Source organism: Acinetobacter sp. ANC 4558 (assembly GCF_002135375.1).
Lineage (GTDB): Bacteria > Pseudomonadota > Gammaproteobacteria > Pseudomonadales > Moraxellaceae > Acinetobacter.
This window is the reverse complement of sequence record NZ_NEGH01000021.1, coordinates 12,664-30,650: the sequence shown is the minus strand read 5'-3', so window position 1 is coordinate 30,650 and position 17,987 is coordinate 12,664. Positions and strand designations below refer to the sequence as shown.

Here is a 17,987-nt window from a genome sequence, read left to right as displayed (position 1 = left end):
ATCACAACGAATGTCGCTGTGAAAGATGTTAAGACAGCTTACGATTCTAAAGGTGGTGGCTATTACAGCACTGTGACCTTTGAAGATGGTGTTGTATTAAAGCTTTTACATCAAGCACCATCCATGATGTCTAAAGTTAAAGGAGGAGCGAGCGAGGGAACACTTAAAGCTAATCAGGATCTTGAGAAACAAGCTGAAGATGCTGCGAGAAATCAATTGCAATTGACACTTGCAGTTGCAACTGAAAAAACTCGGATTGAAACTCAACTTGCAGAAGATATCAAAGACATTCGTAAAGCTGAATTCTCAACTGAAGAAGAGGAAAAGCTTATCGCTCAATATAAGGAGCGTGCTGCTAATGACATCGCAATCGCTGAGTATGCCTTAAAAACCAAACTTGATGATTATGCAGATTTCCAGAAGTCAGAAGCTGAATTACTTGAAAAGAGTTTTGCACAGAAGAAATTTGCTGCAAGTCGTGATTTGGAGTTGACTAAAGGTGAACGTAGTAAAGCGGTTGATCTTCTTAATCAGCAATTACTGCAAGAACAGTCTTATTTAGCTTTGGCAACTGAACAGCGTTTATTTCAGATTAAACAGGCTTATATGCATGAGGTTGATATCATGCAAGAGCGATATAGACTTGAACGCTTAGAAATTGCTAAAACAAAAGATCCAGAGCAACGAAGTAAATTATTGAATGCTTCATATCGTGCTGAAGATAACGACTATGAGACTAAGCGTAGAAATGCTCATAATGAATATCGAAGTATGAAAGCTCAACAAGATGGATCGGGCGAGTTTCTTCAATTGGACTTTGCAAAAGAAGATGCCCAAAAAACTATTGAAGAGAGCATTAAGTACAATTTAATCACTGAGGAACAAGCTAAAAGAGATCTTCTTCAAATTGAGGAGGATTATCAAAAAGCTAAGCTTCAGCTTCAATTAAATTATGGTGAACGTATTGCTGGATCGGTTACAGACAGTATGGCCACAATTTTTGGTGAGCAGTCAACTGCCTATAAAGCAATGTTTGCTGTACAAAAAGGCTTTGCAATCGCTCAATCCATGTTAGCGATTCAGCAAGGTATCGCAAATGCCATGTCGTTGCCGTTTCCTAAAAATCTTGGTGCCGCAGCAATTGTTGCTGCAGAAACAGCCAGTATTTTATCTAACATTAAAGCAGTCACTATGACGGTTTCTGGTCGTAAGGAAGGCTATTTTAATGGAGGGTTTACTGGTGTAGGCGGTAAGTTTGATCCTGCTGGTATCGTGCATAGAGGTGAGGTTGTCTGGTCGCAGGACGATATCAAACGTTGGGGCGGTGTGAGTGTTGTCGAAGCAATGCGAACGTCTAAGCCGTCAGGATACTCAGATGGTGGTTTCGTCTCAACGAAAGATACACGCCGTGTGGGTTTTGGCGTTGCTGATGCGGTAAGTAGATCAGGAGATGAAAGTTTTGCATTAAAAGTGATCATCAATAATGCACCTGAAGGCACTACTGCAGAACGAGGAGTTGATGGTAATTTGTATGTCACGATTCCACAGGTTAAGCAGATGATTAAGGAGTCTTGGGGAAGTCTAGGTCGGACGGGTTCTTTTGAATCCAAGCAAGTATCTCAAAACTTCGATACTCGAAAGAGGCTCGGATAAATACAAACCACCTTCGGGTGGTTTTTTAAGATTATTATTTGATCGGATATAAATATAGGCATATATTATATTTTTGAGATAAATCTCAACCATCTACTTAATAGAAAGAGCTTTAAAATGGACTTTTTAAAGAAGGCTGAATTAACGAGTCAAATTTTTCAAGAATTGGAAAATTGTATAGTTCCTTCAAATTGGGGAAAAGTAGTTTTTTATGCTGAAAGATTTCAGGATGAAGATATTGGTCTAGTAAGGCATGCGACAGTAAGATGCTGGATTACACCCGACTTAACATTATTTAATAGAATACCTGTATTAGATAATATATTTAAATTAAATAAATCAGTAGATAAATTATATGAGTTAAGTCGAAATACTAATGAGCAGTGGTGTGGTTTAGGGGTAAAATTAACTAAAGATGGAAAGTATACAACTAGGTTTTATTATAAAGGAAATCCTTTAGTTGGTAATGATCATATAGAAACAGATATTAGAATAAATGAAATAAATATGTAAGTATTTGAATTAAAAGAATCTCCTTAGGGAGGTTCTTTATGCCCAAAGAAAAACCTAAAAATAATAATTAACAATTATTTTGATGATTAAGCACGAAAAGGTTTAACAAAGTTATTGGGAAAGAGGTAGCCATTTAAGTGAAGGTGTGTTAGGTAAATTTTATTGACTTCTAATAGGATTGTTAATATAGTTGTGAATAACCCTAATGTGAGATTACTTTAGGGTTTTACAGTTGGTTATTCACTAGATGATTGGCTGGATGTGTGAACGTCATACAAGAGAGACCGATAATTGGTCTTTTTTTGCAATTTATGTTTTTGTATGTGTAGATATGTATCTCTTCATAACTTTGCAAAACTTTATAGATAGTATGTAGTTATCAAAACCTCAAAGCGGGGAAGATTATGGGAACTATTATTCGTCATCTGTCAAATATATTAGATGGAGCAAGAGTAATATTGAAAGCTCCAACAAATCAACGTAAATATAAGCATGTAGTCCATGGATTTCATCAAGATCAGCAAAAATTACGTGAAGATATAGATACGATTGGTAATGATATTCAGATAAAAGCCAAGGAAGCTTATGGCAGGTAATAAGCGTGTTGCAGTAGGTGCAAAGAATGGTAAAGGTGATGAAGTGCAGGTTCATCACCAAGAATCAGATTCTCCAATTGTTTATTCAAATGAATTAGAAAAATTACACAGCTTTAGGCCTGATTTAGTTGATTGGGTTGTAAAGATGACGACTGAAGAAGCCATTGAGAGAAGAAAGCAAACTAGTCGCACAAATAAATTTATTTTTGTAGAGAGAGTTCTAGGTCAGTTATTTGCTGGTGCAATTGGGTTATGTGGAATATTGGGTGGTGGTTATGTTGCTTTGCATGGGCAGCCAACAGCAGGAGCAATTATCGCATCAGCTACAATTGGTACACTAGCTGTCGCTTACCTTAAAAAAAATTGATATGTTTTAGTAATTATTTATAAATTAACACCGCCTTTTGAGGGCGGTTTTTTAATACTTCCAAAGAGCAAAAAGCCCGTGACTGTAATCATGGGCTTTTTTATGTTCACAACTTTTAAAGTATAGGAGGTGGTATGCATAAATTACTCTACTGCTCCACTCAATCAGGCTATTCAGCTCAGTTGGGTGATGGCATTATTTCACAACAATTGGATGGTGGCGCACCTAGATATCGCCGTGCATTGAAAGGCTCTTATCACACTGCATCCGTGCAGTGGGTGGTTAAAGACGAAGGCTATCAATATTTAATGGCCTTTTATCGTGTATGGGCTCGAAATCCGAGTCAGCGTTTCTTGGCAAAACTCTGTATTGATAATCCTGTTGTTGAAGATTATCAGTGTTATTTTTCAGGCAGTCCAAGGCTCACCAGTAAAGAAGCAGGTATCTATACCGTTACTGCTGAATTTCGTGTGAAGCCGTTAAATACTGATCCAAATTTAGATAATTTAATTGTTAATGCAGGTAGCGAAGGTGTGGATCTAAATGATCTTACAAATCCACTTGAAACACTGGTTAATGAAAGCTTACCAAAAGCTGTAGGAAAACTTTAAATGGATTACACCTCATTCTTTTTAAACAGCTCTGGTGGCGTGGTTCAGCTTGAATGCATTGAAATATCACATCCAAGTTTCACTAAAACCTTTCGGTATGTTCGAAATGATGAGGATGGGGTGAAGATTGGTAAAGATGTTTATCAATATCAACCAATGTCCATTAAACGAGCTAATGTCACCAATGATTTAGAACAGCGTTTATCAATTACTTTGGCAGATATGGAAGATGAGTTGATGAATGCGATTAAAAACATTCGTAGATCAACCAGTCCACGTATCAAACCTAAATTGGTGTTTAAGACGTATCGAGATGATGATTTGTCTGCACCGATGAATGAAATACAAACTTTAGAAATCGCAACGATTTCAGGGGATAGCACTGGATTGGTGACATTTGAAGCGCAAGCACCTGAATTGAATGCAGTTAAAACTGGTCGGCTTTTTACTTTCGAAGATTATCCGTTATTACGTGGAATTTAGGCATAAAAAAACCTCGTCAGGGGATAAACTCAGAGCGAGGTATGTCTTAAGAAACGAGGTGAATTAAGACTAGAGTTTCATGATATTCCTAGTTTTTGTAAACGAATAGTAGATAATATAACGTGAATTGTAAAGTTTTCAATCAAATCTCTACTTAATGATTCTCTATTGTAACTTTTATGTGAAATAGGTAGTAAATGAGTATCGATAATTTATTAGATCGTACATGGTCCAGAGATTACACCTGTAATGAATTTGCGTGTGAAGCATGGAAACAGATTACAGGCAAGGATTTAAGTAAGCGAATTTATAAAGCGTTAAGTGGTAAAGGTCGATTTAAACGATTAGAGGAACCCATTTCGCCGTGCATTGTCTATTTTAAAAATAGTGATTCAAGCCCTACACATGTGGGGCTTTTTTATTGCGACAAACTTTTGCATTTAACCTCAAGAGGTGTGCAATTCGTACCGCTTGAGGTGGTGGCGATGCACTTTAGGGAAGTGAGATTTTACACATGAAAAAAGTCATCATCATTGATAACCAATTTGAAGGTAATAAAACCAAAGAGGTTAAAACTGAAGCTTATGTTGATAATGTGCCTGCTTATATCGCATGGAGTTTTAAGGAATTTACTCCAGGTATTCGCATACACCATGGTGAAAATCCAACACAAGACAATGATGTTACCCCAAGGACCAAAGAAGGTGTTGAGCGGTTAAATCAGCTAGAGGGTGTGATTTGGATTGTGGTTCATCCGACTTGGTTGCAAGTGGTATTTTGGGTAGTTACCGCCGTCATGGCAGCATATAGCGTTTATATGATTGCCACGATGCCTAAGCCGAATGCTAATTCAAGCATGGGGTCATCCAACAATGAACTAGCCAATCGAACCAATAAAGCACGGGTCAGAAGTCGTATTGCAGATATCTTTGGAACGGTGTTGTCCTTTCCTGATCTGATTGCTGAAATCTATACTTATTATGAAAATGGCATTGAAATTGAAGAATGTCTCATGGTCATTGGTCGTGGCTATTATCAAATTCATAACTGTAAAGATGGTGATACAGCCATTGAAGGAATCGAAGGCACATCGGTCAGTATTTATGATCCAAATAAATCCATTACAGGCAATGAGACAATTTATCGAACAGGTAACGCATTTACTTCAGCACCTCGCGCAGTTCGAAAATCAGATGCCATTAATGGTCAGTCTTTGGTGAAGCCAAATGATTTAAGTCTTGAATCTAAGGCCCTCTATTTCATGACAGGTGGTGTGATTCGAAATACCGCAAACATCGATTTCACTCAATCATTTAAAGTCGGTGATGGTATTGCAATTACAGGTGCAGGTTTTGGGATTAATGATGCTGTTTTATCAGGTACTGCAGTATTAACACCGAGCTTTCAGGTGATTGTTCAAAGCACATTAGATATTGAAGCCTTTGCAGGATATAAAGGACTACTTTTAAATGGTGCTTCATTTGAATATATCGTTGAGGAAACCACGGTTGATCCTGAAACAGGGGAATCAACAACAGTTGTTAAGGATCGTTCATTCCGTGATGTATCGGGACAGTATGACGTAAGCCGAGTGACACGAACATTGAGTGAAGGTATTTACACCTACACGATCCAACTTGTGAATGCTAAGCAAGTCAATGCGAATTGGAGTTTTGTTGTAGAGAATCAAGCGGTCAATGCTGGGATTACTTTGAATTTGAATGCGGACTCCATGACTTTGGATGGAATCTATTCAATCAGTGCCATTAGTGCAATACAGATCACTTTAGCGAATGCCAGTACCGTCAATGCAGAATGGTCTAAATTGCCGACCATGTTCAATGGCAGCACGCAAGGTAAGCAGACCAATGTTGAACTTGAGATTGTGGCCAATAAGTGGGTGGGGTGGTTTAACCTTGAATTTGAGCAAGCAACACAGGCAGTTTTCAATGTCTATGCGCCACAAGGGATGTATGCAACTGTAGATTCAGGAGGTGAACGTCGAGCAGGTTGTACCGTAACTGTACAGATTCAAATGCTAGATGAGAATAAAAAACCTGTTGGTGAGATTGTCACAAAAGAATGGGATATTTGGGATCAAACTAAATCAAGCTTTGGACGTACTGCTCGATATGATTTACCAGGTAAAGGAAGCTTTCGTTTTCGTCTTGCTAAAACTTACGCAAAGGAAAACAACCGACCTGTTACGGAAGTAAAGATCAAAAGCGTATATGCCACATATGCCTCACAAAAACGTAATTATCCTGATGTCACCGTGATTCGATTAAAAACTACGGCAACCGATGGTGCATTGTCGGTCAAAGATCGTAAATTAAATTGCTTGGTGACACGTCGGCTTCGTATCGATGGCACAGGGGCGTATGTTGCCACACGTGATGCAGGGCAAGCCTTAATTAACATGGCTTTAGATCAATACATTGGTCGTCGTTCTGCTTCTGAGCTTGATATTGTTCAGATCAAAGCTGAGATTCAAAAGGTTAAAAACTATTTTGGGTCTGATGATGCAACAGAATTTAATTATACTTTTGATGATGACAATCTTAGTTTTGAAGAACAGGCAGGCATGATTGCTTCAGCCTGTTTTTGTGAGACACATCGTTATGGCAATAAACTGCGTTGGAAGTTTGAAGGGCCACAAGATCATTCAGTGTTGTTATTCAATCACCGTAATAAAGTACCGGGTAGTGAAAAGCGCACAATTAACATTGGTGTCAATAAAAATTATGACGGTGTAGAGCTTGAATATACTTCACCTGATGATGACATTCGCACGACTTACTCCATTCCTGAAGATGGCTCAGCACGTAATCCGATGAAGATTACAACATCAGGAATTCGCAATCATGCTGTTGCTAAAACAAGGGCGTGGCGTGAATGGAATAAGTTGTTATATCAAGATATCAGTTGTGAATTTACTGCTTTGGATGAGTCTAACTTATTGATCAGAAATGATCGTATTTTAGTGGCTGATAATACCAAAACGACAGTTCGTGATGGGGAGGTTGAATTTGTTGATGGATTAACGCTGACGTTATCGCAATATGTTCAAGATCCATATTCTCGAACATATGGCAATGTCGAAATTAAAGAAGGTGAAAAATACTACATTTATTTGCAAATGCCAGATGCAACAGTAGACATGATTGGCTGTGAGATGGGGAATAATCCAGATGAGGTTATTTTAAATCGTGCACCATTAAAAAAACTGGTTGTTGGTGCAGATCGATATGCCAAAACCACCTATTTAATTGTTGCTGCTAGCGATGTAGATAAAGAAGCATTTCTACTCACTGAACTAAGCCCAAATAATGAGCTGACAAATAACCTGACCTGTATCAATTATGATGCACGTTATTACGAAAAAGATCATTCATTTATTTAAAAGTCTCTTTCGGGAGGCTTTTAGTCTTAAAAATGACAATAATTGGCTTTTAGAGTGATAAATATATAAGAATAATAATGAAAATTTGCACATTAGATTATTTACTAATATGGATGAAAAATGATAGTTTGATATTAAGTTCGATACCGTTATAAGTAACTTTTATTTTGAATGTAAGAATTTGTTTTATATAGTGTTTATTGATTTTTTAATAGGGTTGAGGAGCTTTGTTATTTTGTAACTAATAACGCAGAATCAATTAAAAATATTGATATATTGTGAGCGAAGTCTTACTATCGCGTTGAATTTAAATAGTCATTGATAGATTTTACATCTCAATAACTAATAAAAGTGTTTATTTTAGGATCTTTTTATGTTCTGCTACAATATCTTAATAACTGGTAATATTAATATTAATATTAGAAATGATATTAAGAACTCATTAAAAGAAGCAAAAGAAATTAATGGCTGGGGGCGGTTTTCTAATACAAATATAATGCTTTGTATAGAAGGAGTGAATGTAAATTATTTTCTTTTAACACTGCAACAAAAAATTTTAGAAATAGCGCAAGCATCGATATCTATTACATCTGTAGCAATTCAAGGTTATCAGGGTCTTTACTTTATTGATGGAAGTATTTTAAATGCGATTAATGAAAAAAATTATATTAATTATTTTTCACAATTAATTAATACGTCTGATAGGAATCTTAAATTAGTCACAAATGAAATTGGTCGAAATGCAAGCAGTAATCCAGATCTATACAAAGATAAAAAACTACATAAATTATTTCAAGTCGTACCTTCAAAGTATATTCCTGAGAGTTTATTAATTAAGAAAGCCTTTAACTCTAGCTACTTACCTTATTTACCTTCTTTTTCAGCACAGCTTACGGAATACACAATATTTCGTAAAGTTGTTAACTCAAAGAAAGGATTTACTGTTGAAGGTATTATAAATAACAAAGTTAAGGCAATTAATTTTGCTAAAGCGCTTAAGGTTCCTGTTCCAGAAATTTATCAAAAAAGTATTGGAAAAGAAGAAATCAATTACGATTTAAAAAATGTGGTTTTGAAACCAATGGATGGTGATTCTTCTAAAGATGTATTCATTATTAGTAATGATTTTATTCAGTCTGTGGAAAAGAGAGAAAAAATAGATCTTTCAACAATGAAAAGTCAAGTTGAGAAATCACCATATAAAATTTGGATGGTGGAACAATATATTCCTGGGTTTGGTGGGGAGATTATTCCTTATGATATTAAGCTATTCTGTTTTTATGGCGCCATAAAACTCATCTTAGTTATTGACAGAAACAGTTCAAAATTAAGACATGAATGGTTGGATGAAAATTTTAAACGTGTAAATACTGGTCGATTTAATGATAGCCTTTTTGTTAGTAATTTTAATAATCCAGCTATCATGAATATTGGAAAATCATTAAGTTTAAATGTACCAACCCCATTTTTAAGAATAGATTTTTTAGCTTCAGAAAACGAAATTTATTTTGGTGAAATTACGCCAAGACCAGGGCATTTTGATGAATTTAATAGGGATGTCGATACACAATTGGGCTATAGCTTTATTGCAGCTAGGGCTAGATTAATGACAGATCTACTTGGTGGTAAGAAATTTGAAGAGTTTAACAAATTGCTTCCAGTCAAAAGAACACCAGCAAAATCCAAGGCAATAGCTAAAACGAAATAAGTTTTTTATTATGTTTTATATAGCACTCGAAAGAGTGCTTTTTATTGGTAGGGAGAAAAATAAGAGTTCAAATCATTGATTTTAAATTTAGACCCTTAGGCACTCAGAAGAGTGCTTTTTTTATATCTGGAGAAAAGTATGGCAATTATTACGATGGAAAAGCTTGAGAATGCTGATAAAGACGCTGACTCACTTGATGATTTTGTGAATGGAAATGGTAAGAAAAAGGTAAAAACAAGACGTGGAGCTGAATATTTAACTGCACCAGGTGTTGAGCAAACATTGCTAGATAATGGGCTAAAGCGTGGTTTTGCTAATAAAGCTGCACTTGAAAAATACAAGCCCAGTATTGAAGGCAGTCTTGCACAAGATATGGAAACCAAGAAGGTTTGGCGATGGGATGGTGCTAAGTGGAATGATGAAGGGGCAAGTGAACTTGACTTAGCGAAAGACTTCTCAAAGAAAAATAATTATATAATACAAGGGTTCTTAACTAAAATGGAGTTTCTAGTATCTAGCAACTCATATTTAATTAGCCATACAAGCCTAATTTTAAGACGCGGTGGTGGTCGTGGTTATGTAATGGTTGAAGCTGCTGAAGATATTATTATACCTGCAAACTCTGCATACCATATTGATTTAACGAATTTATCTGTCAATACAGCAAATCACACGATTTCAGCACAAATTGCATCAGGTTGGACAAGTTCATCCTATGGAGTAGGTGCATTTGTTGATGATTTAAAATACCCTCTGTTTGCATGGAATGATACGGAAACTAGAGTTGGTGGTTATCTCTATCAACAAGGATTGTATGGGATTACAAAACCAGCGATTGATTACTTAGGGTTGAGATTAAATGCGAATAATTATGTGTTGCAGGGATATTTAACTAAGTTTGAATACTCAGGGAGTAACAGCACATATACAATTAGCCATACAAGCCTAATTTTAAGACGCGGTGGTGGTCGGGGTTATATTTTTGTTGCTGCAGCTGAAGATATTATTATCCCTACAAATTCAGCGTACTATATTGACTTGACCGATATTCCTATTAATTCGGTAAATCAAACTGTTTCAGCTCAAATTGCTTCAGCTTGGACAAGTAGCAGTCATGGGGTTAGTGCATTTGTTGATGATTTAAAATACCCTCTGTTTGCATGGAATGATACGGAAACTAGAGTTGGTGGGCGACTGGTACAAAATGGATTAATTGCAACACTCAACCCTAAATTTTTAGATATTAGAAATAAGAATCGCAAGAATAATTATGTGGTGATGGGAGGTTTATCAGAAGCAGTATTCGATACGAAAACGGTTCAGTATTCTATCACTCATAGTTCATTTAGAATCTTTCTAGGTTCAGGCTTGGGAATGGTTACGGTACTAGCTCAGAATGGACTCATTGTTCCGAACAATGGCTGTTACTACGTAGATACGGAAGGTGCTCGGGATGGACAAACACTTGAAGGAAAAATAGCTACTGCTTGGACAAGTTCATCGTATGGAATAGGTGCATTTGTTGATGATTTTAAGATACCGCTATTCACATTTAGGGGAACCAGTGGAACAAGTTGTGGTGGTGAACTTGTACAAAATGGTATGCCACAAACTAAAGTTGCTACATTAGATACGATCAGTGTTACAAAAACAGAAAATAGATTAGAGTTTTTTATTAAAGGAACTGGCAGTAATTACCTACGTTACCTAATGAGTTATATCAATAATCCTGCATTAGAACTAACAAATAAGTATGGTCACATTAAAATGTGGCGATTTACGAGAGTTGATGAAGTTAATTCAAGCTTTTTTTCAATTTTAAATAGCATTGTTGGTAACGGTGAAAGTGAACTGGCAATTGCTGGAGGTTGGTCTGATGCTGTTGGAGGATTTCATGGTGATGAAGTACAAACAAAGCCAGCAATCTTTATAGTGGATGGAAAGTATTATGCTCAAGATTCAGAATTTAGTGGTGACTTTAAAGAAATTCGGTTTATGCAAGAAACTGATATGTTCATTTGTAATACAGAGACCGTTTTTGCAAAACATATAAAAGATTATATTTTTAATAAAGACGGATTATTTATTAGACAAAAACTGAAATTCACTCAAACAATCCAACTGACAAATGTTTATTTTGGCATGCTGTGTTGGGGGCGTGTTGTTAGCTCAAAACAAGTCAGTAAAACAGCAATTTATCCAGATCTTACGCTTTTGGACGTAACAACTAATGACTTCACTAGATTGCCAAGATCAATATCAAAAGGAGAATCTATAACACTAACAGGTGACATTGGTTTATCAGCAGAAGTTAAAGTGCTTGATACAAATCTTTATGATTATCATGTTCATATTAGTAATCGTGAACAAGACAACAAGATATATTTTACAGCGACTGAATTTTTTGCAAATGATGAAAATGATAAAGTTTTTGTTGAGTACAAAGAAGGTCAGATTCTAGAATCTACGCTGCATTATAAATTGAATACCACGAATTAAACGCCCAACAACCCCATACCCCGACATTGTTCGGGGTTTTTTATTACCAAAAATTAGGAAAAATATGGAACCTGTTTCAGCAGCATTCGAAATTACCATGATACTACGTGAATGCTTTGATGAATAGAAAGCTGATGAAAAACAAACACAAGAGGATGTTTTAGTTACATAAATTGCTATTAGTTGTACTTTACAGTTCGGTAAGTAGGATGCTATAAATTTTTTATTTATAAGGAATTTCTTATGACTTATCAGGCAGATATAAATACAGCAAAAAAACATTTCACAAGCCTACAAGAAGATGAAAACTGTTGTTTTGGTTGTGGTGATGAAATTAGAGGAGCAATTGTTAATTATGATGGTTATACAGATCAAGATAGAATTAAAACATTATCCTTTCATCCAAAATGTGCAAATGCAGTTGGACAGCGTTTAATTTCTGATGGTTACCCACATAGAAATGAGTTTTAAATTATTTACCCAACAAACCTAAATAAAGCGTGCTCAGATAACAAAAAAATTATCTGAGCATTTTTATGAAAGAACAATTTAAACTAGTAGATAAAAAAGTACTTAGTAAAACTTTTGGCTATTTGTGGTGGGTTGATCAATACTATTTAATCGTTCAACAAAACTTGTTCTATAATTAGAACGAAGTCGGTTGTATCTACAATAAAATATAGGAAATTAGCTAATTTAAATATGTTATAATCAATAAGTTAGAAAATTTTAGAATGAAATCATTATGGAAAAATATGTTGGTTTGTTTAAAAATAATAGTATTGTTGCTGCTAATATAACCCATAGTTCAATCCAATACGAAGCACTCTCAAGGGGAATGGTTGTAAGTATCAAGAATAAAGATAGTATTGATTTTAAAAAATATGGTTATGTAACTGATGAAATTGGGCGAGTTTTTGAAATATCAGACTATAATAAAAAATATTTATTTAATACTAGTAGATTATTAAATTTAGGTAATATAAATTCTAAGGCTAAAGCATTAAAAAAAGAAAATTTAGCTAAGACTCTGAAAGATAATGATTTTAATTTCATTAATACTCTTAAATTTACTACAAAAAATGAAGTTAATGCTAGCTTGATTTTAGATACGTTAAATGTTCCCTTGGTTGTAAAACCAGTGAATGGAACTATGGGAAAGGGAGTATATTGTGATTTAAAAAATAAAGATGAATTAATTGAGGCGATAGCAAAACAAAATTCAGACTATATGGTAGAAGAGTATATTTCGAATTCTGATGAATATAGGGTTTACACAATTAATTCAAAAGTAGTAGCTTTATGTAAACGATTGGCACCGACAGTTACAGGGAATGGTATAAGTAGTATAGAAGAGTTAGTGTTAGAAAAAAATAAAAAAAGATCGAAAATAAAGTTATCAAGTATTAAATTAAATCCAACTTTGGATATAACGTATATTCCCAAACAAGATGAAAAAATCATTTTAAGTTTAGTCAAGGGAAGATCCAGTGGCTCTGAAATACAAATCATAAAGAATGGAATTGATCTAGGAATACTGAGTGAAATTGAAAGATTTGCAAGTTTATTCAAAGAAAATTTTGTTTTAGGATTTGATATTTTAGTTAAAAATAATTCTTTATATATTTTGGAAATTAATACAAGGCCTCAGATCAGTAGTGCAATTTTACCAGATATAGGGGACGGAGTAGATTTTCCAAAAGTTTTACTTGATTCATTATTTGGGGTCTCGTCATCATCAAATATTGATTTTTCTACTTTTTATAAAGCCTATAAGAGCATCATAAAAACAATAGATATCGAATGGGAGGAGATACAATGTCAAGTTGTTAATGGGGTATTGGAAACGAAGATAATTGTTTAAAAATAATAAATTATTATTGAGGTTATTTTAAATGTTATTGGTTATTTTCATGATGCTTAAGTAAGTAAATATATTAGATAGATGTGTTCGGTTTCATAAAGTAATTAAATGATGTTATGGTATGACTGTAGTTTAGAATAGAGATATTGGGGAATAAAAGGGGGAAGACTGTGCTAAGAAAAATGTTTGATGATGAGGATTTAAACCAACAATTTGATCATATGGAAAGATGCACCTTAACCATTGCAGAAACAATAAATTTGATTGTATCTAGGAAATTAAGTGTTGCTAGATTTGGCGATGGTGAAATACGAATGGTAAATTCTTTAGTAGGATGTGCATTTGAAAATTCCTCATATTATGGTACATCTAAGTTAAGAACTATCCTTAGTGAAAATCACGAAAACTTACTAGTTTGTTTAAATGGTAAGGCTACTGATGAGTGGTGGACTAAGTTTTGGACCAAGGAGTTTCCTGCATTTTCTAAGTTTGTGTTACCAAGAGTATATGGAAATACATTTGTTAGCAGAAAGATATTTAGCCACCTAAAACAAGAAGGGATTGATAAATGGAAAAGTGTTTGGGATCAAAGAAAGGTTATTTTTATTACTGGTGATGGGAGTAGATTTGATTTCGGACATGTGCTATTTGATAATATAGCTGAATCTGAAGTTTTTTTAAGTAAAGCAACACATGCTATCAAAGATATTCCGAGAGTTCTTGCTGAGGTGTCACAAAAAGATAAAGATGTTTTATTCTTAATTTCCCTTGGCCCTGCAGCAACAATTTTAGCATATGAACTAACTTTGTTAGGGTATCAAGCTATTGATATCGGACACATTACCAGTTGTTATGATTCTGTATTTCATGGTGCGCCACTTCCTGAAAAACTACCATTAAAAAAGAAGAAAGAGTCTTAAGGTCAAAGGCCCAATTATGATTAAATTGGGCTTTCTTATATCTAGGCTTCCATCTGAGAAAATATTAGTGAAAAGATTATTTTTTGTAGTCACATTGCTATTTAGCTGCGTATTTCAAGTAGCATGTGCAAATGATAGTAGTTTAATTAGCGAACCGATAGATAAAATTGCAGAAAAAGATAACATTAAATTTGGATTTGCTGTTCTATATGATCCACTAAAAACGGATACAGAATATCAGAATATTGTTAAAAGCAATGCATCCGTTATTGTACCTACGAATGCTTTAAAGTGGAATCGAACGCAACCAAGTCAAAATCAGTATAATTTTCAAAAATCAGATTATATTATTAATTATGCAGTTGTAAATAATATGCAGGCTAGAGGTCATACATTAGTCTGGCATCAAGGTATACCTCAGTATGTTCTAAACGAAAAAGATCCTGAAAAGGTAGAAAAACTATTACGTGATCATATTACAACTGTTGTTACACGTTATAAGGGGAAAATTAGCTCTTGGGATGTTGTAAATGAAGTAATTAATATTCCTGATGGACAACCGAATGGTTTAAGAAACTCATATTGGTATCAAGTATTAGGTGAAAAATATATTGATATTGCTTTCGATGCAGCATATAAAGCAGATCCTAAGGCTATTTTACTTTATAACGAATGGGGCACGGAATATAACCGAGACTATAGTATTGCAAAGAGAAAAGCTGTTATTGATCTAGTGAAGCGTCTTCAATCTAGAAATATACCGATTTCAGGATTTGGAATACAAGGTCATATTACGACAAATGGGGCAAACTATATTGATGAAACTTTGACACAATTTATTCAAGAGCTAAAAAGTTTAGGATTAAAAGTATATGTTACAGAATTAGATGTTGCTCAAAGTAAAAATACATCTACTGATACTAAACAATATACCGTCCCTGAAACTTATAATAAATTTATAAATTATGCTCTAAAGTCAAATGCTATTGAAGATGTACTGATTTGGGGTGTTTTTAATCAAAGCAATCCAAATGATAATAGTAAAATTCCATTTTATTTATTTGATAAAGGAACTGGATGTAATTCAAATTGCATAGCTGTCAAAGAATCATTTATAACTGACGGAAAAAATTAATTTTAATATTTAAATAAATCCACACCACACCCCGACATTGTTCGGGGTTTTTTATTACCAAAATTAGGAAAGTGTATGGAAGATCACGGTAAAACAATCATCACATTAATCATTATTGGAGGGTTGATTGGTATGAGCAAGCTTCTTGTTTCAGATGAAAAAATCACGTTTCGAGTGTTAATAGGTCGAACTATTTTAGGCTCAGCCTCTTCGCTTGTTGCAGGTCTAGTGTTACTTCAAATTCCAGATATCTCACCATTGGCTTTAATTGGAATTGCAAGTGCGCTTGGAATTTTAGGATCAACATATATTGAAGAATATTTAAAGAAACATAGTAAAAAATGGGGAGGGTAATCACCACTAATCTTATCAATGCCGCCAATTGGCGGCTTTTTTATATCAAAAGGAAAGTAAAATGAGTATTGATCAATCACAACAAATTGCCCAGGCATATTCATGGCTTCGTGCAATGTCTGGTGGAAAATTAACACAAGCGCAAGTAGATGCAGGTGATGTAATTATTGCTGTAAATGGGCTTGAAGTATTTTTTAACCTAATAGGCTTTAAGCTAAATACTACTGTCACAGGCTTACGTGATATTTCAGAAAAAGGCTATGCGCTTATTCGCGAGTTTGAAGGCTTCCGAGCAAACGCATACTTAGATTCGGCAGGTATTTGGACCATTGGTTTTGGCACAATCAAAATTAATGGGAAACCTGTTAAAAAAGGAGATACATGTACTAAGGAACAAGCGGAACAATGGTTAAAGCTTGATTGTCTTTGGGTTGATGCGTGTTTAGATAAGTACATTACGATTGTTGTGACACAAAACCAATTCGATGCTTTAGCTTCCCTTGTTTACAATATTGGCGAGACTGCATTTAAGAGTAGTACTTTATTAACGAAATTAAATGCAGGTGATTTCAAAGCAGCAGCAGATAACTTTGATCGTTGGGTCAATGCAGGGGGCAAGCGATTACAGGGCTTAGTGAATCGCCGTGCTAAAGAGAAGGAATTATTTTTAACGTGATATTTCTATTAAAATGGGAAAGCCCTTAAGTGAGGGCTTTATTGATTAAAAGCTATAGAGAAGAGCTATACAGGTAATGATTTAAGTCATGGCTCAACATGAAAATGAGTGAAAAATAACTTATAAAATAGTCTAATTATGATAGTGTTTAATTTTAGCTATTTTCATTAGAAATCGTATAAGGGAATTAATATGCATAATCTAGAACTTTATATTAATGATAAAAAAAAATTATTCAGTGAACATCATTTTTTTCAGAAACTATATGACCCTCAAATTGAATTAAGTAAAAAGTTGGAATTTTTACCTTATCTAGCACATTTTATTATGAGTTTTGGAGATATAAATAAATATGTAATTCCTTTTAGATCTCCCAAAGATCAATATGAAAAAATTATTAATACTCATGCAGAAGAAGATGCACATCATTGGCCATGGTATATCGATGACTTAAAAGCTCTAGGTTTAGACAAAAATCAAAGCATTACTCAAACATTAGAATTTCTTTGGTCAGAAAAATTAGCACCAAGTAGGGAGCTAAGTTATAAGTTAATTTCATTACTAAGTAATCAATCAGCAATAATAAGATATATTGTTATCGAAGTAATGGAAGCAACTGGAAATGTGACTTTTAAAGTATTAAAAAATATTACGCATACTCTAAACCCACCATTAAAATTTTGTGGGCAACTTCATTTAAGTCACGAAACTGGTCATACAATTACTGAAGATGAAAATCTATTTGAAAAATATACTTTTTCGGATCAAGATAGGCTAAATGCACAAAATATTATCAATGAATGTTTTGATGCGTTTTCTTATTTTATGGATCAGCTAAATGATAACTTGAATCAACTCTTAGAGGAATAGAAATAGACAAACCTATCATTTCTACACTTTAATATGATTATTGATATTTTAATCCAAGCCATTCTATGGTTCAGCGTACTCTTGCTTCTCGTGTTATTCGTACAGGAAAATTAATTGAAACAGAATTCTGTTTCGACTTTACTGTTGAAAATTCGGAAATTACACGCTTTCGGATGTTCGAAGATAGCTTTGCTGTAGCAAAATCAGTTGAATAAAATTCGTTAATTTAACTCAAATTAACATTGTAACTCCAAAATAGAAGTTTCCGCTTTTAAAATATGCAGTTTTGCAATTTTCTTGGCGGACGGTTTGGAGTATTTTTTGTGCTGTGAAAA

The 17,987-nt window shown here is 34.3% G+C and carries 17 protein-coding genes and 1 pseudogene; all 18 read left to right on the top strand.

Annotated features, from left to right (window positions below; all coding sequences use genetic code 11):
• Positions 1–1,653 (top strand): annotated as a pseudogene (locus B9T31_RS17870) (hypothetical protein); the annotation flags it as partial.
• Positions 1,654–1,770: 117 nt separating this feature from the next.
• The gene (locus B9T31_RS16990) at positions 1,771–2,166 is read left to right on the top strand and encodes a hypothetical protein (RefSeq protein ID WP_086183119.1); all 396 of its coding nucleotides are present in this window, start codon (positions 1,771–1,773) and stop codon (positions 2,164–2,166) included.
• A gap of 404 nt (positions 2,167–2,570) precedes the next feature.
• Positions 2,571–2,762 (top strand): hypothetical protein, encoded by a 192-nt coding sequence (locus B9T31_RS16985; protein ID WP_086183118.1) that lies wholly within the window; start codon positions 2,571–2,573, stop codon positions 2,760–2,762.
• Positions 2,752–3,129, top strand: a complete 378-nt coding sequence (locus B9T31_RS16980) for a hypothetical protein (RefSeq protein ID WP_086183117.1) — start codon at positions 2,752–2,754, stop codon at positions 3,127–3,129. The genes B9T31_RS16985 and B9T31_RS16980 overlap by 11 nt, the downstream gene beginning before the upstream one ends.
• A gap of 134 nt (positions 3,130–3,263) precedes the next feature.
• Positions 3,264–3,740 (top strand): hypothetical protein, encoded by a 477-nt coding sequence (locus B9T31_RS16975; RefSeq protein WP_086183116.1) that lies wholly within the window; start codon positions 3,264–3,266, stop codon positions 3,738–3,740.
• Complete coding sequence (locus B9T31_RS16970) at positions 3,741–4,223, top strand: DUF1833 family protein (protein WP_086183115.1); 483 nt, start codon at positions 3,741–3,743, stop codon at positions 4,221–4,223.
• A gap of 197 nt (positions 4,224–4,420) precedes the next feature.
• On the top strand, positions 4,421–4,741 hold the full coding sequence (locus B9T31_RS16965) for a hypothetical protein (protein WP_086183114.1): 321 nt from the start codon (positions 4,421–4,423) through the stop codon (positions 4,739–4,741).
• Positions 4,738–7,626, top strand: coding sequence for a host specificity factor TipJ family phage tail protein (locus B9T31_RS16960; protein WP_086183113.1), 2,889 nt, complete (start codon positions 4,738–4,740; stop codon positions 7,624–7,626). Before B9T31_RS16965 ends, B9T31_RS16960 begins: the two co-directional genes overlap by 4 nt.
• Before the next feature lie 373 nt (positions 7,627–7,999).
• Entirely contained in the window at positions 8,000–9,334 is a 1,335-nt protein-coding gene (locus B9T31_RS16955) for an ATP-grasp fold amidoligase family protein (RefSeq protein ID WP_086183112.1), read from the top strand.
• A gap of 138 nt (positions 9,335–9,472) precedes the next feature.
• Positions 9,473–11,833, top strand: a complete 2,361-nt coding sequence (locus tag B9T31_RS16950; protein WP_086183111.1) for a hypothetical protein — start codon at positions 9,473–9,475, stop codon at positions 11,831–11,833.
• A gap of 243 nt (positions 11,834–12,076) precedes the next feature.
• A complete protein-coding gene (locus tag B9T31_RS16945; protein ID WP_086183110.1) occupies positions 12,077–12,304 on the top strand; it encodes a hypothetical protein in 228 nt (75 codons plus the stop codon).
• A 274-nt stretch (positions 12,305–12,578) separates the two neighbouring features.
• Positions 12,579–13,697, top strand: a complete 1,119-nt coding sequence (locus tag B9T31_RS16940; RefSeq protein ID WP_086183109.1) for a hypothetical protein — start codon at positions 12,579–12,581, stop codon at positions 13,695–13,697.
• 170 nt (positions 13,698–13,867) lie between these two features.
• Positions 13,868–14,617, top strand: a complete 750-nt coding sequence (locus B9T31_RS16935; RefSeq protein WP_086183108.1) for a GT-D fold domain-containing glycosyltransferase — start codon at positions 13,868–13,870, stop codon at positions 14,615–14,617.
• A gap of 16 nt (positions 14,618–14,633) precedes the next feature.
• The gene (locus B9T31_RS16930; RefSeq protein WP_086183107.1) at positions 14,634–15,752 is read left to right on the top strand and encodes an endo-1,4-beta-xylanase; all 1,119 of its coding nucleotides are present in this window, start codon (positions 14,634–14,636) and stop codon (positions 15,750–15,752) included.
• A 75-nt stretch (positions 15,753–15,827) separates the two neighbouring features.
• Positions 15,828–16,106 (top strand): holin, encoded by a 279-nt coding sequence (locus tag B9T31_RS16925; protein ID WP_086183106.1) that lies wholly within the window; start codon positions 15,828–15,830, stop codon positions 16,104–16,106.
• A 61-nt stretch (positions 16,107–16,167) separates the two neighbouring features.
• On the top strand, positions 16,168–16,782 hold the full coding sequence (locus B9T31_RS16920; protein ID WP_086183105.1) for a lysozyme: 615 nt from the start codon (positions 16,168–16,170) through the stop codon (positions 16,780–16,782).
• 192 nt (positions 16,783–16,974) lie between these two features.
• On the top strand, positions 16,975–17,652 hold the full coding sequence (locus tag B9T31_RS16915; protein ID WP_086183104.1) for a hypothetical protein: 678 nt from the start codon (positions 16,975–16,977) through the stop codon (positions 17,650–17,652).
• A gap of 65 nt (positions 17,653–17,717) precedes the next feature.
• Positions 17,718–17,867 carry a hypothetical protein gene (locus tag B9T31_RS17725; RefSeq protein ID WP_213033248.1) on the top strand — a complete coding sequence of 50 codons (150 nt, stop codon included), beginning with the start codon at positions 17,718–17,720 and terminating at the stop codon, positions 17,865–17,867.
• The last annotated feature ends 120 nt before the right edge of the window (positions 17,868–17,987 follow it).